This is a genomic window from Haladaptatus sp. SPP-AMP-3, assembly GCF_049568665.1.
GTDB classification, from domain to species: Archaea; Halobacteriota; Halobacteria; order Halobacteriales; family Haladaptataceae; genus Haladaptatus; species Haladaptatus paucihalophilus.
In genome coordinates, this window is the sequence record NZ_CP145897.1 from 2,787,836 (window position 1) to 2,808,912 (window position 21,077).

The 21,077-nt window shown below is 62.4% G+C and carries 17 protein-coding genes; 7 read left to right on the forward strand and 10 right to left on the reverse strand.

Annotated features, from left to right (window positions below; all coding sequences use genetic code 11):
- Positions 1-416 precede the first annotated feature (416 nt).
- Together V5735_RS15285 and V5735_RS15290 are read left to right on the forward strand one after the other, a co-directional pair.
- Positions 417-1,364 (forward strand): SipW-dependent-type signal peptide-containing protein, encoded by a 948-nt coding sequence (locus tag V5735_RS15285; RefSeq protein WP_423744293.1) that lies wholly within the window; start codon positions 417-419, stop codon positions 1,362-1,364.
- A 123-nt stretch (positions 1,365-1,487) separates the two neighbouring features.
- Complete coding sequence (locus V5735_RS15290) at positions 1,488-1,706, forward strand: hypothetical protein (RefSeq protein WP_423746036.1); 219 nt, start codon at positions 1,488-1,490, stop codon at positions 1,704-1,706.
- A 20-nt stretch (positions 1,707-1,726) separates the two neighbouring features.
- Here V5735_RS15290 and V5735_RS15295 read toward each other — a convergent pair whose 3' ends face one another.
- On the reverse strand, positions 1,727-3,235 hold the full coding sequence (locus tag V5735_RS15295) for a phosphoenolpyruvate carboxykinase (ATP) (RefSeq protein WP_423744294.1): 1,509 nt from the start codon (positions 3,233-3,235) through the stop codon (positions 1,727-1,729).
- Positions 3,236-3,491: 256 nt separating this feature from the next.
- On the opposite strand from V5735_RS15295, the gene eif1A reads away from it, so the two are divergent.
- Together eif1A and V5735_RS15305 are read left to right on the forward strand one after the other, a co-directional pair.
- The gene (eif1A, locus tag V5735_RS15300) at positions 3,492-3,776 is read left to right on the forward strand and encodes a translation initiation factor eIF-1A (protein WP_007977950.1); all 285 of its coding nucleotides are present in this window, start codon (positions 3,492-3,494) and stop codon (positions 3,774-3,776) included.
- A gap of 179 nt (positions 3,777-3,955) precedes the next feature.
- Positions 3,956-4,324, forward strand: coding sequence for a rhodanese-like domain-containing protein (locus tag V5735_RS15305; RefSeq protein WP_423744295.1), 369 nt, complete (start codon positions 3,956-3,958; stop codon positions 4,322-4,324).
- Between the two features lie 136 nt (positions 4,325-4,460).
- On the opposite strand, the gene V5735_RS15310 is transcribed toward V5735_RS15305, so the two are convergent.
- From V5735_RS15310 to V5735_RS15325, 4 genes are all read right to left on the reverse strand, one after another.
- Positions 4,461-4,655: a cold-shock protein gene (locus V5735_RS15310; protein WP_069450332.1), complete on the reverse strand. Its 195-nt coding sequence runs from the start codon at positions 4,653-4,655 to the stop codon at positions 4,461-4,463.
- 229 nt (positions 4,656-4,884) lie between these two features.
- Positions 4,885-11,034 carry a PGF-pre-PGF domain-containing protein gene (locus tag V5735_RS15315; RefSeq protein ID WP_423744296.1) on the reverse strand — a complete coding sequence of 2,050 codons (6,150 nt, stop codon included), beginning with the start codon at positions 11,032-11,034 and terminating at the stop codon, positions 4,885-4,887.
- Between the two features lie 480 nt (positions 11,035-11,514).
- Positions 11,515-12,357: a potassium channel family protein gene (locus V5735_RS15320; protein WP_423744297.1), complete on the reverse strand. Its 843-nt coding sequence runs from the start codon at positions 12,355-12,357 to the stop codon at positions 11,515-11,517.
- Between the two features lie 459 nt (positions 12,358-12,816).
- Positions 12,817-13,602: a helix-turn-helix transcriptional regulator gene (locus V5735_RS15325; RefSeq protein ID WP_423744298.1), complete on the reverse strand. Its 786-nt coding sequence runs from the start codon at positions 13,600-13,602 to the stop codon at positions 12,817-12,819.
- A gap of 170 nt (positions 13,603-13,772) precedes the next feature.
- Between V5735_RS15325 and V5735_RS15330 the strand changes: the two genes are divergently transcribed.
- On the forward strand, positions 13,773-15,413 hold the full coding sequence (locus tag V5735_RS15330; protein ID WP_423744299.1) for an NAD(P)/FAD-dependent oxidoreductase: 1,641 nt from the start codon (positions 13,773-13,775) through the stop codon (positions 15,411-15,413).
- Between the two features lie 66 nt (positions 15,414-15,479).
- Here the strand turns inward: V5735_RS15330 and V5735_RS15335 are convergent, their stop codons facing one another.
- Entirely contained in the window at positions 15,480-15,839 is a 360-nt protein-coding gene (locus V5735_RS15335; protein WP_423744300.1) for a hypothetical protein, read from the reverse strand.
- Positions 15,840-16,180: 341 nt separating this feature from the next.
- Between V5735_RS15335 and V5735_RS15340 the strand changes: the two genes are divergently transcribed.
- Positions 16,181-16,501: a hypothetical protein gene (locus V5735_RS15340; RefSeq protein WP_423744301.1), complete on the forward strand. Its 321-nt coding sequence runs from the start codon at positions 16,181-16,183 to the stop codon at positions 16,499-16,501.
- A gap of 78 nt (positions 16,502-16,579) precedes the next feature.
- Complete coding sequence (locus V5735_RS15345) at positions 16,580-16,969, forward strand: pyridoxamine 5'-phosphate oxidase family protein (RefSeq protein ID WP_423744302.1); 390 nt, start codon at positions 16,580-16,582, stop codon at positions 16,967-16,969.
- A gap of 12 nt (positions 16,970-16,981) precedes the next feature.
- Here V5735_RS15345 and V5735_RS15350 read toward each other — a convergent pair whose 3' ends face one another.
- The 4 genes from V5735_RS15350 to V5735_RS15365 form a co-directional block, all read right to left on the reverse strand.
- The gene (locus tag V5735_RS15350) at positions 16,982-18,010 is read right to left on the reverse strand and encodes a deoxyhypusine synthase (protein ID WP_423744303.1); all 1,029 of its coding nucleotides are present in this window, start codon (positions 18,008-18,010) and stop codon (positions 16,982-16,984) included.
- Between the two features lie 385 nt (positions 18,011-18,395).
- On the reverse strand, positions 18,396-19,166 hold the full coding sequence (locus V5735_RS15355; RefSeq protein WP_423744304.1) for a Nif3-like dinuclear metal center hexameric protein: 771 nt from the start codon (positions 19,164-19,166) through the stop codon (positions 18,396-18,398).
- Positions 19,167-19,501: 335 nt separating this feature from the next.
- Positions 19,502-20,311 carry an agmatinase gene (gene speB / locus V5735_RS15360; protein ID WP_423744305.1) on the reverse strand — a complete coding sequence of 270 codons (810 nt, stop codon included), beginning with the start codon at positions 20,309-20,311 and terminating at the stop codon, positions 19,502-19,504.
- Positions 20,312-20,692, reverse strand: coding sequence for a translation initiation factor IF-5A (locus V5735_RS15365; protein WP_007977927.1), 381 nt, complete (start codon positions 20,690-20,692; stop codon positions 20,312-20,314). It abuts the gene before it with no gap.
- Between the last annotated feature and the right edge of the window lie 385 nt (positions 20,693-21,077).

The following is a 21,077-nucleotide window of genomic DNA, read 5'->3' on the forward strand; positions in this document are numbered from 1 at the left end:
TTCGTTTCCGTTCCATCACTGCCCCCCCTACTCATCGTTGTCATCACTTTGTCCGATGGATAGCTCTAACTGTTATCGTATTATTATGATGTTACTATGGCATCTTTCATAACAGTCCAGTGACCGTCCGATTCGCTCCAAGGTGCGTGAGACGGTTTCTCACCCCGTTGTATTTGATGAAATTCACGAGTAGCAACAGATTGTGGCCCGCATATACGCCGTATATGGCCGACCGAACTATCGACCCGAAACTCCCGTACACCACTATACGCCGTATATCGGACCGCTATACGGCATCTATGAAACCACTACCGAGCATATATATACGGGGTGATAGGTGGTCGCTTCGGTTGCGTCTTCGACCCGGCGACACGCCACAATCGGGCACTCTCGGTGTCGGAGAGCGGAGATATACAATGTCAGACAAAACGTTCGACTTGACGCGACGCAAAGCACTTCTCGGTCTCGGTGGCATCGGCGCTGGCGCTGTACTCGGCGGCGCGGGTACGATGGCGTTCCTGAGCGACGACGAACGAACCAGCGCGACGTTCACGGCCGGTAAACTCGACCTGAAGATCGGCTGGGAAGTCGACCACTACGGAAACGACGTCGACCCTAGAGTCGTCGAAGCCCAGGACACCGACAACACCGAACTCGGCATGGAACTCAGGGACGTCAAACCCGGCGACCAAGGGTGGATTCGGTTCGAGATTCTGAACGTGAACAACCCCGCGTGGGTTTGGTTCCGCGGCCGCCTCAGCCACTCCGAAGAGAACGGCCAGAACGATCCGGAACTGGACGCGGAAGGGCAGGACACCGACGGATTCGGCGAGATGGACGAGAACCTGGAGTTTCGTTCGTTCTACGACCAGAACGAGAACGCGACGGTCGGCGACGGTCCGCAGTCGGGTAACCTCTGGAACGACCGATACATCCAGAAGCCGCTCGACTTCAAAGGGACGCGGACGACGACGCCGCAGTACGGGTCCGTTCCCGTCCTCCTCGACGGCGTCCGCGACGGGGACTCCCCGGACGTGGTCGGCGGCGCGTACCCCGACGGTGAACCGATAAACCCGTTCGAAAACGGCACGTCCCAGTTCGTGACGGTTCGCTGGTCGCTCCCCGAAGACGTCGGCAACGAAATCCAGAGCGACAGCATTCGGGTCTGTTTCGACTTCTACGCGGAACAGTCGCGCCACAACCCCGAAGAGCGCTTCCGCGACCCTAACGACACGCCCGACGACAGATACCCGGAGAATCCGTGGGCGGACGAGTACGCATCGGGTGCCTTCGATACGCTCGCCGAACAGGACGTGCTCTTGGGGAGGACGCCGGACAACGGACAACCAGACAGTAGCGCGTAATCGCCGCCGTACGGCGGCCGCTACGCGACAGAACGGCGATTCCTTCTCCACCGTTTCGGTGTTCGCTCGATGGACGTTCCACCCGCCCCTAGTTATTCGGAGCTTCGAGCGCTACTTCGTAGCATGGCCTACACGTGGCAGTACTACGACCTCGTGCTGGGTGGCATCCTCGCCAGCATGGTCTTCGGCGTGAGTATCGGCTATCTGACCGCCGTTTCCCTGTCGCTGTCCGTCATCGGTGCCGGGTTCGTCGCCGTCGCCATAATCGGCCACGGACTGTTCGTGAACGGTCCGGTCGACGAACCGAGCGACTTGGCGAACGAAGTCGAGACGCTGAACTGAGGGAGAATGGAGTCAGTCCGTCAGTAGACGGCGTTTCGGATGTCCTCGTCCAAGTCGTCGAACGTCGAGAGGTGCACTCGACGCTCGGTCCGGAGTCGCTCCAGTTCGGACTCGTAGTCGGAAACGTTGTCCGCGACGGCGAACTCCTCGATGTCGATGCCGGGAACCGAACTCGGAACCGTGAGGCCCGTCGCTTCGTCGTCCGTCCACTCGACCGTCCCGCGGGCGATTTCGCGGAGGAGCGTCACCGACTCCGTGACGCCGATGTCCTTGCCGCAGAGGTGACCGGTGTTGAGGATGTAGCACTCGACGCCGAGGTCGTCGATGAGCTCGCGGAAGCGGTTGCCCTCCTCGCCTTTCGACCCGACGATGAAGGGGTTAGTGCCGACGACGCGGATGGACTCTCCGGCCTTCGACGGGTCGCCCGCGCTGGTTTCGATGGATTCGCCGAGCATGAACGCCACCGCGGCCTCCTCCGGGGAGAGCTTCGAAACCGGCGGCATCGTCGGATTGCGCGTGATGAAAAACAGTTGGTCGACCCTATCGAGGTCGATGTCGTCGCCCGACGATTCGAGCCGGTCGCGGCGGATGACGGCGCGTCCGTTGGACGTGTGGCAGTCGCTGTCGAAATCGACGGTCCCGTCCTCGTCCACGTCCACGTTTTCGAGGACCGCGGATTCGTGGGTCACGGCGTCGTACATCGCGGGCTGTTCCTCCTCGTCCAGTCCGATGGTTTTGACGTAGAGGCCGTTGCCCTCGCTTCCGGCGACGCTCCCGTCGGGGAGCAGCGCGCACACGTCGTCCTGTAGCATCGTCGCCGATTCGGGGTCGTCCAGCCAGAGACCGTGGGCGGTCAGCGTGGATTTTCCGGTCGCCGACAGGCCGAGGAACACCTGTCCGACGTCACGAAGCTCGTCGTCTTCGTCCTGCAACGTGACCCGTTTGCTTCCCGCGTGCAGTCCGAGTCCGCCCTTCTTCTTGGCGTGGAACATGAACAGCCGGAGGAAGGACTTCTTGGCCTCGCCGGTGTAGTCGCTGCCGAGTACGGCGGTCATCCCCTCCTCGGGCCGAATGCGGACGGCGATTTCGTCCCAGTCGGGTACCTGCACCGTGACGAAATCGGGGTCGCCCGGTCCATCGACCGGTTCGAAGAGGTTCGCCCACGCGAGAGCGATTCGACCGTACTTCGTCGGAACGTAGAGTCGGCATCGGTAGGAGTGGTCGGCGCGTCGGCCCATCATGCGGTCGACGCACAGCATCTCGTGTTCTCGGGCGTACGTCACCGCATCCTCGATATGCGCGAAGTCGTCCGCGTCGAACTCCTCGTCCACCGCGTTCTTCGTCTTATCGGCGTTGCGCGACCGCTCGCGGCTGACGTAGGACGCGGAGCCGAACTCGGCCGTCGTCTCCAGCTCCCGCGAGAATTCGCGGAGCTGTTCCAAGGACGGATTGTATCGTACGTTATCGGCCTCGGTCGGATCGGGGAGTGTCGACTTCAGGGATTGGACTGACTGCCCAGTGTCTGACATCGTGCTTGAACGCCCCATCCCGAGACGTATAATTATGCACGGTTTACGGCCGCCTTAGTGCCCTCATAACCCCGATATCGGCAGAATTGTGATTTCGGACGCGAGTAAATAATCCTCGTTTCGACGGGCGGACGACCCGGGGTGAGGTCAGGGGAAAGACGAGCCACGGACGCGATTCGTTCGGAATGATGTCTCCCGTGACACGCGGTATCGAGCGACACCTACCACTTAACCGTGTCCGCCACATATTCCACCTGTGAGTGAAGAAACAGGGCGTCGGAATCTCCGAATGCCAAACAACGACGAGATGTTCGCGGTCGTCACCCAGCACAACGGTGGCAACCACGTACAGCTCCGCTGTAACGACGGAAAGGAACGAATGGGCCGCATTCCCGGTCGCATGAAATACCGGACGTGGATCGAAGAGGGCGACATCGTGCTCATCGAGCCGTGGGACTGGCAGGACGAAAAGGCCAACATCGAGTGGCGCTACACGAGTCAGGACGCGGACCAACTCCGTCGCGAAGGCCACATTCAATGACGCCTTCGGCGAACTGAAACGGACTTCTCACCGTCAATTCCGGGACACAGGATTTTCCAGCGGTCGCTATTTTCGTGCGAAGGTGCGATTCTGCGCACATCGGGAACCCGCCGGACACGCTCGTCTCGGCCATGCCGATGACGTCAGGGCTTTAACGACTCGGTACGATTGTGGGCATGATGAGCAAGATTCGTCCCGACGAACTGGACGAGCGACTCGACGCCAGCGACGCGCCGTTCGTTCTCGATATTCGACCGCGAAAGGCGTTTCAGTCGGACCATATCGACGGAAGCCGCAACGTTCCAGTGTACGACGAACTCCGCGCGGGTAACGAGGACGCACTTCGCGGCCGTCTTGGTAAAATCCCACAAGACAGACCCGTCATCACGGTCTGTAAGATGGGCGTCGTCGCCACGCGCGCGACCAGCGTCCTCGACGACGAGGGGTACGACGCCACGACGCTCGCGGGCGGCATGAGCGGGTGGCGCGGCTATCGAAACGGGTCGCTCGGCTACCGACTCCGGTCGCTGCTCTGGCGACTGTTCTGACCGTCGAATCCGATTCGAGAATCCGTCTTCCTCTCCGCGAACGCACCGTCAGAGCCATCGCTCTCGGAGAGCGAGTCCGTCGAAAGAAATGAAAGTACGCCCTGTCGCCGTGTGGCGACGGTGCGAAAATTCGAGTTTACTGTCGAACGACGTTCTTCGCGCGCGGACCCTTGGGGGCCTGCTCGATGTCGAATTCGATTTCGGTACCTTCCGTGAGATCCTCGCCGCCAACGTCTTCCATGTGGAAGAAAACGTCCTCGTCCGCGTCGTCAGTCTCTATAAAGCCGTAACCGCCTGTGTCGTTGAAGAAATCAACTTTACCGGATGCCATTACGACTATACACAGTTCCACGACACGGTTAAGGGTTCCGCATTCGTTTTCAAAAACCACATTTTTTTAGACGAAAACATTTTCTAGCCACCGGTATCTGGTCATCCGGACACGCATGGTGGGTTATTCGTGGATATGGTGACCGATTCGTCACAAGGAGCGCCGACTTCCGTGGTATCCACATAATCGTCTCGTTCTCATGGATGGGTCGCGTCCTCTCGATAGCGACTCATCGTACGCGTCTCACGAGGAGCGCCACGAGAACGGCGACGACGGCGAGGCCCGCGAACAGCCAACCGTTGGGACCGCCGCCCGTCTGTCGCGTGGTGCCTCCGTCGAACGCCTTCTCGGTCGTTTCCGCTGTCGCCCGCGACGTCGCCGTCGCGGTTTCCCTCGTCGTCCCGACGTCGGTGGTCGTCGTTCGAGTCGTCTCCCGGTTCTCGTCGGCCGCCCTCGAGAAGGCGACGGTCCCGGCCGATACGTCGTCGATAGCGATGCCGTAGGTGCCGGGGCGGTCGCGCGTCACGTCGAACGTGACCGTGACCGTCTCCCCGGCCGGAATAGTGACGGTTCGAGCGGCCAGCGTCGTCCCGTTGGCCGTCACGGTGAGCGAGTCGTTCGCCAGCCAGTTCCCTCGGTTCGTGACCGTCGCCGACGCCGTGACGGGAGCGCCGACCGCGGCGGACGGTTTCGAGAGGCTCGCACCCGTCACCGAGAGCAGGTCCGCGTCCCGAAGTCCGACCGCGAACACCGACAGACCGGGAGAGTCGGCCCGCAAGACGTACTCGCCGCCGTCTCTGCCGACGACGCTGGTTTCGAGGGCGTTCCAACGGCCGCCGTGGTACCGGTAGACCACCGCCTCGGTGGCGTCCATACCGGTCTCTTCGAAGCGGCGGGCGTCGATTCGGAACGTGAGTCCCGCGCCGTCGATGTCGGCGTCGCGGACCGAGTGGTCGACCTCGACGAACCCGACGGCGTGGCCGCCGAAGTCGGACGCGCCTCCGAGCCGGGCGGCGGAGGCGTTGACGGTTAGACTGTAGTCCATCGGCCGTTCGACGGTGAGGTTCAACCGGCTGAGGTTCACGCCGTTCGAACCAGTCCCGTTGCCGAACGCCACGCCGACCCGCTGGTTCGCATCGGCGTTCCTCACCGAGACGTTCGTCGTCTCGTTCGTCCCGCGCGTGACATCCACGGAGAGTTTCGGGTCGTGCGTGTCGGCGTCGGTTCCCGTGGAATCGGACCCGGAATCGGTTCCGGGGTTACTGCCGTTTCCGCCGCCATCGTTTCCGCTTCCGCCGCTCCCATCACTTCCATTTCCGCCGTTCCCACCGCCGCCACCGGTTCCGTTTCCTCCCGTTCCGGTTCGTGTCGTGTTGATGGTGACGCTGGCGACTTCCCCCGACGACCCGTCGTTGCCCGCACCGTCGAGCGCCTGGTCCAGCGTCGCCGTGTAGGTTCCGTCCGCGCTGCCGTTGTAGGTCGCGGTGTACGACGTCCCGTTTTCGGTGAAGTCGGGCAACGTCAACGTCGCGGTCTCCGCGCCGCCGATGGTGACGGTGGCGGCCGAGAGGTGGTCGGAGCTATCGAAGCTGACGACCACCCGCCTGTCGGCCGGGTTGGTGGCCACGAAGTTCGAGATGGTCGGCGGGCGCGCCTGCAACGTCACGGCATCCGTCTGCCCCGCCGTTCCCTCGTTGTCCGCGGTATCCGCGAACCCGACGACCGTCACGTCGTACTGACCGTCCGAACTCCCGTTGTAGGACGCTGTGTACGTCGTGCCGTTCTCGGTGAAGTCGGCGAGCGTCAGGGTCTCGTTCTCCGCGCCGGAGATGGCGACGTCGAGGGACGAGAGTTGCTCCGAGCTCTCGATTCGAACTCGGATTTCGTTCCCGACGGGGTTCGTCGCGTTGACCTCCGAGACGTTCGGCGGTGCGGCGTCCACCGTGACGGTCCCCGACTCGCCGCTCGCGCCGTCGTTGCTCGCGTCGTCAAGCGCCTCGTCCAGCGTTGCCGTGTACGTCCCGTCCACGCCGCCGGTGTACGTGACGACGTAGCTCCCGCCGTCCGCCGACGGGTTGCTCCGGGTCAGCGTGGCCGTTTCGGCACCGGAGACGGTGACGCGGACGGCCGAGAGTCGTTCCGAGCTATCGAAGCGCAGGCGTATCTCTTGGCGCGTCGGGTTCGAGACGGAGACGTTCGAAATCGTTGGCGGCGTCGTGTCGATGCCGACGCCGTCCGTCTGGTCGGACGCACCGTCGTTGCCCGCCGCGTCCGCCGCCGCGTTCAGCGTGGCGGTGTAGTTCCCGTCGGCCCCCGCACGGTACGTCGCGGTGTACGTGGTGCCGGACCGCGAGAAGTCCGCGAGCGTCAGCGTCGCGTTCTCCGCGCCGGAGATGGCGACGTCGAGCGTCCCGAGGGGTTCGTCGCTGTCGAACGCGACCGTCAGGTTTCGCCCGTCGGGGTTGGTCAACCGGAAGTTGGACAACGACGGCGTGGTGGTATCGACGTCGGCGCTCTCGGACTGGCCGGTCGAACCGTCGTTGCCCGCCGCGTCCGCCGCCGCGTTCAGCGTGGCGGTGTAGTTCCCGTCGCTCGACCCCGCGTAGGTCGCCGCGTAGGTGTACGTCCCGCTTCCGTTGGCCGTCTCGGTGAAATCCGCCCTCGTCAGCGTCCCTGACTCGCTCCCCGAGACCGCCGCGGAGATAGTCATCAACCGCTCGTCGGCGTCGAAAGAGACGGTAACGTCCTGCCCGGCGGGGTTCGTTACGGTGTAGTTTCCGACCGTCGGTGCGGTCGAGTCGATGGCGAACGTCGCGTCGCTCGCGTCGCGACCGACGTTGCCGATCGTGTCGGTCGCGCTGACGCGAACCGATACGGACCCGGAATCGACGGCGGGTATCGTCCAGTCCTCGGTTCCGTCGTTCGACGTGTCGGACCTGATGGTCGTCCAGTTTCCGCCGCCGTCGGTGCTGTACGTGATGGAAACCGTGTCGATGCTCACGGAATCCGTCGCGGTCCACTCGATGGGTATCGTCTCCCCGCCGCGGACGGTCGCCCCCCCGTTTGGTGCCGAGACGGCCACCGCCGGTGCCGTGTCGTCGACGAGCACGGTTTCCGTTTGGCCCCTCGCACCGTCGGTCCGGCCGTCGTCCGCGGTGACCAGTTCGAACGCGTAGTTCCCGTCGGTCCCCCCGCTGTACGTCGCCACGTAGGTGTACCCCCCGTTCCCGTCCGCGGTCGCGGTGAAGTCCCCCGTCGCGAGCGTGTCGCTCTCTGCGCCGCTCACCGCGACCGTTACCGCGTCGAGTTGGTCCGTCGAATCGAACGACACGTCGACGTCCATGCCCCCGGCCTTCGTCGCCGCGAAACCGTTGACAGACGGAGGGACGTCCACGCCGAACGTGTACCCGGTCGCTCCCTCGTTCCCGACCGTATCGTTCGCCGAGACGCTCACGGTGACGGTGCCGTTCGGCAGCGTCGGAACCCCCGTTCCCGTCGGGTCGATGGTGAGCGTCCCGCCGCCGAAGGACACGCCGTCCGTTGCGGTTCCGCCGCCGAACAACTGTCCGCTCGCGTTGCTGAGCGTCACCCGGATGCTCCCCTCGTCCACGTTCGTCGTCGCGTCGGCGATGTCCACGTTAATCGCCGTCCGGTTGTCCGTCACCGTTCCGGTCGGAACGGGGTTGGCAAACGTCGGAGCCGTCGTATCGACGACGAACGAGAATTCGGTCGCGTTCCCGTTGCCCGCCGTGTCGTTCGCCGAGACGGTGACGTTCACGTCGCCGTCGGCCAACGTAATTCCGGCCGCCGTCGGGTCGACGGTGAGCGTCCCGCCGCCGAAGGACACGCCGCCGTGGGTCGTTCCGACGGCGGCGAGCTTCGTTCCGCTCGCGTCGTCCACCGTGACGCGAATCGAACCGCCATCGACGCTTCGGGTCGCGTCGGCGATATCGACGGAGAGCACGGATTCGTTGTCGGTGACGGTCGCGCCCTCGGGCGTCGCGTTCCCGAACGTCGGGGGCGTCGTGTCCACGGTCACGCCGTCCGACTGCCCCGTCGCCCCGTCGTTGCTCGCCGCGTCCCGCGCCGCGTTCAGCGTGGCCGTGTAGGACCCGTCGCCGCCGCTCGAATACGTCGCGGTGTACTCGTACGGACCGCTCCCGGATTCGGTGAACGACCCTAGCGTCGTCGTCCCCGACGGAGTATTGAGAGCGACGGACGCCGCGTCGAGGGATTCGCTGGCGTTGAACGACACCGCGACCGTCCCGCCACCGGTGTGCGTCACGCCGAACCCGGTTATCGTCGGCGTCTCCGTATCGACCGAGAACGGGTGGGTCGCCGCCACGAGTCCGTTGCCGATGCTGTCTTCCGCACCGGACACCGTGACGTTCCCCGTCGTCGTCTCGTCGTCGTCCGCGATTGTAACCGTCCCCGTCCACGTCGTGTCGCTGTCGAAGCCGCCTCCGACGGCGTACGTTCGATTGAGCCCCGTGACTTTCACCGTCGGTGAGACGCTCCGATTCATCGCCTCGTCGAACGTGACCGTCACCGTCCGTTCGGTTCCGGCGTCCGCGTCGGTGATTTCGCCGTCACCGATGGTTATCGACGACGCGCTCGGCCGTTTCGTGTCCTTCGTCACCGTCGTCGGGGCGGCGTACCCCTCCGTGTTGGCATACCCGCCGTCGAGCGCCAGCGCGGTCGCCGTAATCGCGCCGTCGTCCAGCGAAGACACGTCGATTCCGGTGACGGTCACCGTCTCGGTTCCGGGCGTGATGCTCCGGTTCGAAACGACCGTCGTCGTCCCGTCCGTCACCTCGACGCTCACTTCGTCGGCCTGTGAGTCGGCGACGAGGTTCACCGTGACGTTATAGTCGGTTCGGTTGCTCCGCGTGACGTTGCCCGCGGCGGTCGAATCGGGCTTCGCCGGTCCCGTGCTGTCGACCTGAAACGTGTTCGACCCGTCGGGGGTCATCGCGTTCCCCACCGTGTCGGTCGCGTTCGATACCGCGATGGTCGCCGTCCGCTGTTCGTCGTCGTCCGCGATTGTAACCGTCCCCGTCCACGTCGTGGCGTCGTCGAATCCCCCGGTGACGGCGTAGGTCCGGTTGAGGTTCGTGATTTCGACCGTCGGGGAGACGCTCTGGTTCAGGGCCTCGTCGAACGCGACGGTCACGGTCTGCTGGGTCCCGGTATCGTACGTCCCGATCGGGGCGTTCGAGATGCTGGCGCCGACCACTCCCGGGAGACCGATGTCCTTCGTCACGCTCGCCAGTCCCGGCGCGGCGTTCGAATTCCCGCCGTAGTCGGTGAACGTCGCACCTATCGAAATCGACCCTTCGGGGAGACCGGACGCGTCGAGATTGCCGAACGTGACCGTCTCGCCGCTCGAATCGGCGTCGGATTCGGCCGCGACCGTCGTGCTGTTCGTCACCGCCCCGCCGTCGAGCGACAGTTGCACCGTCCCGGCCTCGTGGTCGTCCGGCAGCGTCACCGAGACGGTGTAATCGCCCTGATTGCTCGCGTTGATGTCGGACGCCGACGCGCCGGTCGGCGCGTTCGGCCCCACCGTATCCCGAAACGATTTCGCCGCCGTCACCGCGGCGTTCCCGTACGGGTCGTACACCCGACTCGCATTCGGGGCGATGGTGTCGTTTCCGAGGTCGGTCGCCGAAACGGCGGCGTCGAACGTCACCGTCGCCGTGTCCGACCCGGCCGTGTGGCTCACGGAACTGATGCTCGCCGCGCCGCCCCCGTTGCCGTTCGTGAACTGCAGGTCGCCCGCGGTGAGCGCGTTGCCGCCCTCGTCGACGACGCTCTCGTTGAACGTGAGCACCGCGGTGGTGCTCCCGACTTCCGTCTCGATACTCCGTAGCCCCGGCGGGACGGTATCCACCGTCACCGTGTCCGTCAGTTCTGACGCCGACTGGTTGTTCGCGGCGTCGTTGCCGACCGTATCGTTGGCGAGCGTGACTTCTGCCGTGTAGTCACCGTCGCTCGACCCCGCGTAGGAGACGGTGTACGTGTAGGTTCCGCTGTTGTTGGTTTCGGTGAAATCGCTCTTCTGGAACGTCGTCGTCGGTTTCGGGCCGGTGAGCGAGACGGACGTTCCGTTCAACTGCTCGTTCGTCGTGAAGGAGAACTCGAGCGTTTGGCCCGACGGGTTCGTGAGGTTCACGTCGGCGACCCACGGCGCGCTGCCGTCGATGGTGATTTGAGCCGGTGTCCCACTCGTCAAATCGTCGCCAGCGTCGAGCGTTTTATCGGGGAAGGAATTGTCGCTAACCGCGTACACGTCGTACGTCCCATCCAAGCCAGCAGTCTTTCCGGCGGGAAAATGGTCGTTAAAGGAGTTATCGCTCGTGGAAACTGAGACGTTCATGTATTGCTCGGTAGCGTTGTAAAACCCGTCATCATTTTCGTCGAGGACGACGTAGATGTAGTGGTCTCCAGAGAGACCGACCGTATAATAGCCAAAGGACTCCGACGGAGCAATCACCTGATCTTCGTTATTTATATAGGTGGTTATATTGGTTGCACCTCTCACCGATGATGGGGCAGTCCCTATGACTACCACCAAAACGAGTATTGTCGTCAGAAAAACTTCACGAATACGGGCGTGATTTTGTATCATGAGTGTGGATGAGGTTGTGTGGTGCAATTATCAGATTTGATACTAAAGATTCGTTCATACGCTGAAGTCAGTACAGGTACAAATCAGTTGGGGTATGGAGTCGGTCGAATCGTCGCCACAGATATCAACATTGCATTGTGACTTGCGGGCGGTTTCGAACTGCTCCCGTTGCTGCCAGCGGGGTGGCCGAAAATATCGGGAACGTATGCGGTTTCTCTATCTTCTACCCTACTGCCGCGAGTCGTACTCCTGATAGATAACGTGCCCGCACGCTTTACAGTGCGACGCATCCGAGTCGTGGTAGGAGAGACCACACTGGGGACACGTGACGTTGACTTTCTCCCTGTGCGCCCATTCTCGTACTATCTTCCCGGCCTGCCACGGAACGAGGATGATAGCGGTGAGCACCCCAGCCACCGTCACCCATCGCCCCATCCAGGTGACCGGAATTATGTCGCCGAACCCGACGGTCGTGAGGGTTACGACCGTGTAGTAGAACGCGTCACCGAAGTTGTTCACGGCGGGGTTCGCCCGGTACTCGACGCTGAAGAACAGGCCCGCGGAGACGAAGAAGATGACCAGCACCGTCAGCAGGAGTTTCATAGTCCGGAGGGTGCCGACCGACACGGTTCCGAAGAAGAACTCCTCGTCCTGCGTGAATCGGTAGAATCGAAGCACCCGAACGACGCGAATGACTCGGAGGAACCCGATATTGACGATGACCAGCGGAATAGGCAGGAACAACACCGCCATCGTCGGGAGCACCGATAGCAAGTCGACCATCGTATACGGGTTCGTGAACTCCGCGAGGCGGTTCTGGGCACCGTACAGCCTGAGGACGTACTCCACTACGAACACGAGTGCGATGCCGACCTCGAATCGCCACAGCCACGCCTCCGTCGTCGCCGAAACGGAGTACGTTTGTGCGACGAAGACGCCGACGAACAGCAAGTTCAACACCAGTAGCCAGATATCGATCGCCTTCCCGAGCGGCGTTCGGTGGTCTACGAGGTAAAACTGCACCCGCTCTCGAAAATCGCGTGGTGCTCGTAGCGCTCCGTGACTCCCCATACGATGGAATACAGAGCGGGAGATAAAGAATAGCACCGACCACTCGCTCGGTTTCTGGGTGCAGGTGGGGAGTCGTGTGTGCGAGTCGGCGGACCGGTATGCGGGTTGGCGACTCGTATATGCGAGTCGGCGGACCGGTATGCGGGTTGGCGACTCGTATATGCGAGTCGGCGGGCGCTCTTCCGTTCCGCGGCATCCCCGTTGTGGCGCGAATTTGTGCCCGACTTCCGGGTCGTCTTCGTGTGATCTCGACAAAACCCCATATGCCGACCCGACAACGGTGCGGTATGGATACCGACGACGAACCCGTCGGTCGGGTACTCACTCGCGGACAGGAAACCGAACTCGGCGGTGTCCTTGCCCTGACACTTCCTTCGATCTAACAAGCTAGAAAGGCCAACGTGGAAGGTATCGCCATACTGTCGATTGGGTGTACTCCTGCTCGCTTCTCGGAATCGCCTATCCAGACTGCGCTGTAGAATCGAGTGTATCCGCCCGACGCCTGTATCGACGGTAGAGTCTATCGGCCCATGCACGGGCGTCGGGGCGATCCGTGATAGCGACGGCAGCCAGCGTTCCGCGGTCGCTGTCGAAGCCAGTGAGCACGAGCGTGTCGTCGTAGAGGGAGAAGTCGACCACCGCGTCCTCAACGACGTGCACAGTGGTATTCTGATGGGCTCGAACCGTTGTGTGCAAGTCGCCGTGCTGGTTTTCGAGGCGATCGAGTACCGCTCGTGGGAGGCCCCACTCGAACTCGACGCCAGCCTCGACTCGGTCGACCGTTCGGGTGAGGGTTATCGGTGAGCCGAAACTCGTCGAGACGCCGTAGATGCGCTCGTTGGTGTTGGCAATGATGGACTCTAGGTGCTGTTCGATGGCGTAGGGCGCCTCGGAGTCAGCCTCGATGACCGTCGCGTCCGCGAACAGATGGACGTTTGCACGCAACACCGGGGCGTCGATGTAGTCCAACACCGGCCGGAGCTGTCTGGCTCCATCTAGTGCCGCTCGGAACTGTTCGATGCGATCGAGCGTCGTCGTCCCGAAGCCAGTGAGTCGATAGCCGTCGTCGGCTTTTCCGAGTAGCCCCTCTTCGACGAGTTCGGTCGTCGCCCGGTACGCAGTTGTCCGCGAACAGTCCGCCCGCTCCGCGATAGTCGAGCGACTCACAGGATCATTACGACAGGCAGCCAGCATCGGTGCCCGTCGCAGCAACTGAATGTCGTCATCGAGTGCCGATTGATCCATACGTTCACATTTTCACTGTCCGATATAACGTTTCAGGAATCACCAGACTGTTCAGACGTGAAACATTGTCCTATCGGTGACTATAACCACTGAAATCAACCACCTGACAACATGAATAGTCTGGTGCTACACAGGACGACACCCGCTCCCACCGTGGCTACGGCGGCGATATGCAGAGGGGAACGATGACCACCGACTACGACGTAATCGTGGGCGGGTCCGGCATCGCCGGATCGACGACGGCGACGATCCTCGCCGACGCCGGGTTGGACGTGCTGCTAGTCGAGGCGGGCGCACATCCACGCTTCGTCATCGGTGAAGGGCTGTTGCCACAGAGTTCGATGTGGATGTGGATAGTCGGCGAATACTTCGATATCCCGGAGATACGGTATCTGAGCGACGCAAACGAGGTCGTGAACAACATCACATCGTCGTGCGGGATCAAACACTCGATTGCGTTCAGCTACCACCGAGAGGGCGAGTCGTTCGACGGCGACGACGCCCACCAACTCATCCCGCCGCAGTTACCGTTCTACAGCGAGAGTCACTTCCTGCGCGCCGATATCGACCACTACCTCGTCGAGACTGCCGAGGCGTATGGCGTCGAATACGTCGAAGAGACGCCCATCGTCGATGTCGATATCGATTCCGATGAGATAACCGTCACTACCGACGACGGGACGACGACAGCCGCCTTCTACGTCGACGCGACCGGTGGCAACTCGGTCCTCGCCGAGGAGCGCGGCTACCGCGAGGACGCGCCAGCGTTCGCCACCGACTCTCGGGCCATCTTCGCACACGTTGAGGGACTGGAGCCGTTCGACGACGTGATCGCCGAAGCCGACCGTCCCGGCCAGTCGAACCGTCTCCACGACGGCACACTCCACCACGTCTTCGACGGCGGTTGGATGTGGGTTATTCCGTTCGACAACTTCGAGCGCTCGGACGCGACGAAGGCGAGCGTCGGGTTGGTGCTCGACCGCGACACCTACCCGGTCGATGAGTCCGTGACTCCCGAGAGGGAATTCTTCGGCATCGTCGAGCAGTTTCCCGGTATCGCGCGTCACCTCGAGGGTGTCGAGCCGACGATGCCGTGGATTCGGACGGGACGCCTCCAACGCAGCGCCACTCGCTCGTCCGGCCATCGCCACTTCCTGACGGGGAGCACGTACGGCTTCGTTGACCCGCTGTACTCCCTCGGCCTGGTGCACACCTTCGAGTCGGTGTTCGTCTCGACGAACCTCCTATTGGACGCGTTCGAGGCCGAAGACTTCTCGGCCGAGCGCTTCGAGCGGCTCGACGAGCTCCACCGCGAGCAGACCGAGACGGTCGATGCCACCGTCAGCAACGCGTACAAGGCGCTCGGTGACTTCGCCGTCTGGAACGCGTGGGCACAGTTCGCGCTCGCACAGATGTTGTTCGAGGACCTCTACATCCAGCGCCACTGTTTCGACTACCTCGAATCGGGCGAGCGCGCGGTCTTCGACAGCCTGCTCACCGAACGCAGACCGGGCGTCGAAGCGCCGTTCGCCCCTGACGCGAGTGCGATATTCGAAACCACATCGGTCGCACTCGACGACTACGCAACCGGAGAAGTGTCGGCCGAGGCGGCCGCCGAGGTCATCCTCGGCGAACTGCGCGACGCCGAGTGGCTGCCGAACCACGTCTACGATTGGGGGAGTGAGGATGCTCGTCACGTCGATTTCAGCGATCCGGAACTCGTCGAGGCGTTCATCACGTGGGGGAAGACCGAATCACCGGACCATCTGCGCGAGCACCTCTTCGACTTCCAGCTTACAGAGATGGAGTAAGCCGCGTTCTCTCGTATTAGTAAAAAACGGATGTCGGTTCGGTTGCCGTTCGTTCGAGTTCCGTTTCTAGAGCGATCGGATTTCTGTCTCGATATCGGCCGGAACGTCGATGGGATTCACGTCGCCCGGGTTGCCGTCGAAGAGAATTCGATCCTGACCGCTACCGACGTATCCGTGGGCAATCGCAGTACCGTGACTTGTCACTTCGAGATGGTCTCGGTCGAGTAGCTCTTGGTCCTTGTATACCGCACCCGAATCCGGAACTTCGATATCAAATTGTCCGCTGCCGTTGCCGGGTGCCGTCACGATGAGTTCGTTTTCCTTTGCGGCGGCGGCCGTTCCGGTCGCCGCTATACCGCCGACGACCAACGACGCGGCGGCCTTTTTCACAAACGATCTTCTGCCTTCTGTGTTTCCATCCGACATGCATTAGATAAAATATAGTATACAAATATAAATCTTTTCTAGATTGAATTATGAGATAATATGTTCACGGAATTGATTCTTTCGTTGTGCTATCCGTGTCGATAATGACCCAATCGTCGACACGAGACGAGTAGATGCGGTGGCCTCGGCACTCATAGGGTTCGTCATAACCAGCCGCCACGCCGGTTCGGAACGCCGTTCTCGTCATCGGCCATCCGGCGATAGGGACACCGGGGAAAAGAGCGTTTCCGTCGCCCCTCGTCGTGGAGGGTACCCTGTCCGTTCTCAGGAGGTGGGAACTACTGTCAGTGTACAAGACCGCGGAGGTCGAATATAGCCGCATGCACGTAGACGAATCCGGGTCGGAACACGCCGTCTCCGGGTCGGGGCGGACCGAGCGGGTCTGGATGGTCGAACGGACGTTTTCGGCGGATTCGCCGCACATCTTGGTGACGGTCTACGCGACGCTGGACGGTACTCGCTACCTGCAGAAAGAGCGGGCGTTCAACCGGTTCGGAACCGCGCCGGGACCGGAAGTGACGGCGGCAATCACGGTCGAATCGGAGCGCCTGACGCCCGTCACCGACGCAGAAACCCGCGACCGATACGCGAACGAGGCAGAGCGCATGCGCGACCGCCACGACCCGGACGACGCAGTGTAACCGGCACTTCTCGGATAAAACTGTCAGGAACCGGGTTGCTACGAAATCACTTTTCTTCTCCCATCCCTCTCTTCAACTATGGCAGACGTTCTCCCCGACGACGCCGAAGCGTGCCTCGCGGAGGAATCCGTGATGGCGCACCTCGCAACGTGTTCCGACGACCGACCGCACGTCGCACCGGTCTGGTATCACTACGACGACGGGACGGTCTCGATTCTCACCGGCGGTCGAAAACTGGCGAACATCCGTGAAAACCCGCGCGTCGCGGTTTCGGTCCAGCGGGACACGGCGGGACGGGCGGAGTGGAAGATCACGATGCAGGGAACGGCGACGGTCGTCGATGACGAGGAGGAGACGCTCAAAGCCGCCGAGCGAATCAATCCGCGATACGGTGCGGACGCGGACGCCTACCCCGAGAACACGCTCGTGAAAATCGAAGTCGGGTCGGGGACGTTTACCCGCTACTGATTTTCGATTACTCTACTCGATTCGCTCCCGTGCGGCGGCGACGACCAGCGGAAGCGTGATGGTCGCGTCGGCGTAGACGGAGACGTTTCGAGCCGCCTTTTCGAGTTTGCCCCACGAGCGCGCTTCGTCCAGCGTGGCACCGGAGAGACCGCCGGTCTGTGGCGGGTCCATCGTCAACTGGACGGCGTAGTCGTATGCCTTGGGCGAGACGAGCATCGTCTGGAGGACGTAGTTCTTCGGGACGCCGCCGCCGACCACCATCGCGCCCGCCGTCTCCGCCTCGAACGCGAGGTCCGTGAGGTGGGTCATGTCTTTCAGCGCGTCCAACTGGAAATCGGAGGTCTGGGAGTACATCCACGCCTGCAGTCCGAGAACGGAGTCCTGCACGGCGGGGCAGTAGATGGGAACGTCGTTCTCGTAGGCCGCCGACGCGATTCCGGCGTCCTCCTCGATGCCTTCGCGTTCGTTCACTTCGCTGTTCGCGCGGCCGAGTTCCTCGACCATGCGCTGGATGGTGACGTTCTCCTCGATGTTCGGGAACACTTCAGAGCGGAGGTGAGACTCGAACAGCGCGAAGTGTTCTTGTGGCAGGTAGACGTTGTAAATCCGGTCCACTTCCTCGTCGCGCAGTTGCTCGTCGTGTTCGCGCATGGATTTGTCGTCCTGTTCATCCCTCCCGTGGTGGTGCTTTCCCCCGATGCCTTCGATGGCGTCGTGGGTGAGGTTCGCGCCGGTCGTCACCAGCGCGTCGATGTGCCCGTCGCGGATGAGGTCGGCGACGATTTTGCGCATGCCGGTCGGCACCATCGCGCCCGCGAGTCCGAAGAAGTTGGTCACGTCGTCGGAGAGCATGTCGGCGTAGATGTCCACGGCCTCGTGGAGGTTCGCGGCACCGACACCCGCGGCCCCGTACTCGTCGGCCAGTTCGCCGACGGTCATGCCGGCACGCACGTCCGCGTGGGCTATCGGGTCGTGGTGGAACTCCTCGCGGTGGACGTGCTGTTCGCCGTGGTCGTCTCCGTCGTCGTGGTCGTCGTTCATACCCCACGGTGTCGGCTACAGGCGATTCAATGTCCCGGTTAGAAACTGTGTTGCCGACTGCCACGAGGGCGCGCGTGGCGCGAGGTCAGCGGCCAGCGGCGCTTCGATTAGCCGCAACCGAAGTTCGGCTATCGGGGCCGGTCGGCGGCGGCCCGTGTCCGGCGAGACCGGAACGTGACCTCGATGGTTCCGGCGGTCCTCTCGGGCCGTAGAAACCCGCAGGACACGTCCGTTTTCTCGTCGCCGCCCCTTTTAATACCTCCTGTTTCGACGAAATCGTATGACGAACGACGAAAATTCAGCGACTGGACACGAGTAGTTGTACGTCAGTGAGGAAGTAGTTGTAGGGTATCGCCCGCGTAGTTGTAGGTCGACAAATGTGTAGTTACAGACCGGTCGGCGCGTCGATGAAGCTTGTCACCATGCCCCTGTTCTCGGCGAGCGATTCGAGCGACCGCACGCCGAACGTCTCCGTCGCGTAGTGACCCGCGAGGAAGACGTTCAGTTCGGCCTCCCGCGCCTCGTGGTAGACCTTCTGTTTGCCTTCGCCGGTAACGAGCGCGTCCGCACCGACGTCGACGGCCTCGTCCAACCAGTCCGCGCCGCTGCCGGTGACGATGGCGACGTGTTCGATTTCGTCGGGACCGAAATCGAACCCCCGTACGCCTTGTCCGCCGGTGTCGAGTTCCTCGGCCAACAGCTCGCCCAGTTCCTCCCTCGTGAATTCGCCGTGACCTTGTTGGCCGATGTGTTCCGATCCCATCCGACCGAACGGCTCGCGCGATTCGAGTCCGAGCAGGTCGGCGACGCCTGCCGCGTTGCCGAGTTCGGGATGGGAGTCGAGCGGGAGGTGGGACACGTACAGCGCCACGTCGTGTTCGATGAGCGGCGCGATTCGTCGGTAGTCGCGCCCCGTCACGCGCTCGATGCCGCCCCACGAGAGGCCGTGATGGACGACCAGCGCGTCCGCGTTCCACTCCACCGCTTTCTCGATGGTCTGCTCCGCGGCGTCCACGGCGAACGCGACGCGTTCCACGGCGACGGACTCGGGGTCGTTCGGCCCGACCTGTAGCCCGTTCGCGCTGGCGTCGATGTCGGCGAAGTCCTCGGTTCGAAGTCGGTCGTCGTATCGCTGGGTGAGTTCGGCGAGGTTCATGCGTGACACTCGTAGTCCCGGCGGCTTGTATGCCCCGGCTTTCACGCGGCCTGCCATCACGGTTAAGCGATTACCGGGACGATATTTAGGTCCCCATCAGGGGAAAGCGACAGACGAGGTGTTCGTTATGAGCAAGCTCCGTAAGGCCATGTCACGTGGCGATGTCTTCCACGACGGTTCAGGCGACGTATCATGCGCAAAGTGCGGCGCGCGCTCTAACCGCGCCTCTCCGCTTTTCGGGACGACCGTTTCGACTACAGAGCGGTGTCTCTGCAGTCCGGTCTCGTTCGCCGTCTTTCAAAAACGACTGCAAACTCCCGTTTCGGGTCCGCCGCTCAGTCCGTCGTTTCGGCGTGTGAAAACACGAACTCGCGCAACAGCTTTCCGGCGAGGGAGGCCGCTTGGCCGTCGTCTCGGTCGTTCACTTCGACGACGTCGAAGCCGACCACGCTCGTCGTTTCGGCGACGTCGCGCACGACGTCGCGCATCTCTCGCGGCGACAGGCCGAACGGTTCCATCGTGCCGGTGCCCGGCGCGAACGCGGGGTCGGCGCCGTCGATGTCCACGCTGAGATACGCGGTGCCGTCGAAATCGGGCTGCCAGTCGGCCACGTCTTCCGGCGACACGACGGTCACGTCCGATTTCGCGGCGCGCTCCCACTCTTCTTCGCTGCCGGTTCGAGCGCCCAGGATAATCGCTTCGTCGGCGACGTCGAGGACGTGGCGGGTGACGGTCGCGTGGCTCAACGGGTTGCCGTCGTACTCCTCGCGTAAGTCGAGGTGGGCGTCGAGGCAGACGAACACGTCGGGGTCGGTCGCGCGAACGGCCGCCCCCGTGACGGTGTGTTCGCCCCCGAGGAGGAGCGGGAGGGCGTCGTCCCAAATCACGTCGGTGACGACGCCTTCGAGGTACTCCACGTACTCCTCGGCGTCGTCCCACGCGTACACGTCACCGTGGTCGTGCACTGAACAGTCGGAAAAATACTGCCCGGTTCGGCGGTCGTAGTCGTCGAACGTCCGGGCGAACTTCCGGATTTCGTCGGGACCGAACCGTGTACCGGGCTGAAACGTGGTGGACACGTCGAGCGGCGCACCCACCACCACGAAGTCCGCATGTCCGCGGTCGGTAGACGCGCCGGGGAACATTTAACGTACGATTTTACGTTGTTCTTCCATCTCGAGGTACTCGATGGTGTCGTCGGGCGAGATGTCCATTCCCTCGGGCGTCTTGATGGTGATGGTCTCGTAGGTGTCGAGGTCCATGACCTGTGCGACGGTCTCGCTTTCGACGCTGACGACCTGTCCCTGTTTGCGGTTGATGATCGGGACCCATATCTTCGCGTCGACGGGTTGGCTCAGGCTTCGCTTCTTGCCGTCAAAAACGCCTTTGCCCTCGATTCGGGCCTTCGCGCTACCGTGTTTGCCGGGCTTTGCCGTGCTGTAGGAGTTGATGACGCACGCGGCGTCGTCCATCATCAGGTAGTTGCCTTCTTTAAGCTCGCGGACTTCCTTTTGCTCTTTCGCCATATCGCGGAATTGCCCTCCCGTCGGTATAAACCGTTTGGAAACGCTCCGCTGTCGCTCCATCGGTGTCGAGAGTGAAGAATACACAGAAACCCCGAATAGAACCCGGATGGGAAACGTTTTCCACGACGCCTACGACCGTGGCTGGCTTGCGCCAGTTTCACGAACGCCGTTTTCACGCCGTCCGTTACTTGGTCTTCACGACCGTCCTTGCGGACGATTATCGCGTCGATTCGGTTTTCCGTCGGAGCGTTGACCTCGTTGTCGTGTAACCGACGACTTGGTGTTTGCTCCGCGTTTCTGTCTAATCGACGGAAACCACCCGGTTTGTTCTCGGGGTTCCTGCTACAACTGAACATTAGTCATCGATAGTTATGAAGGTTTTTCA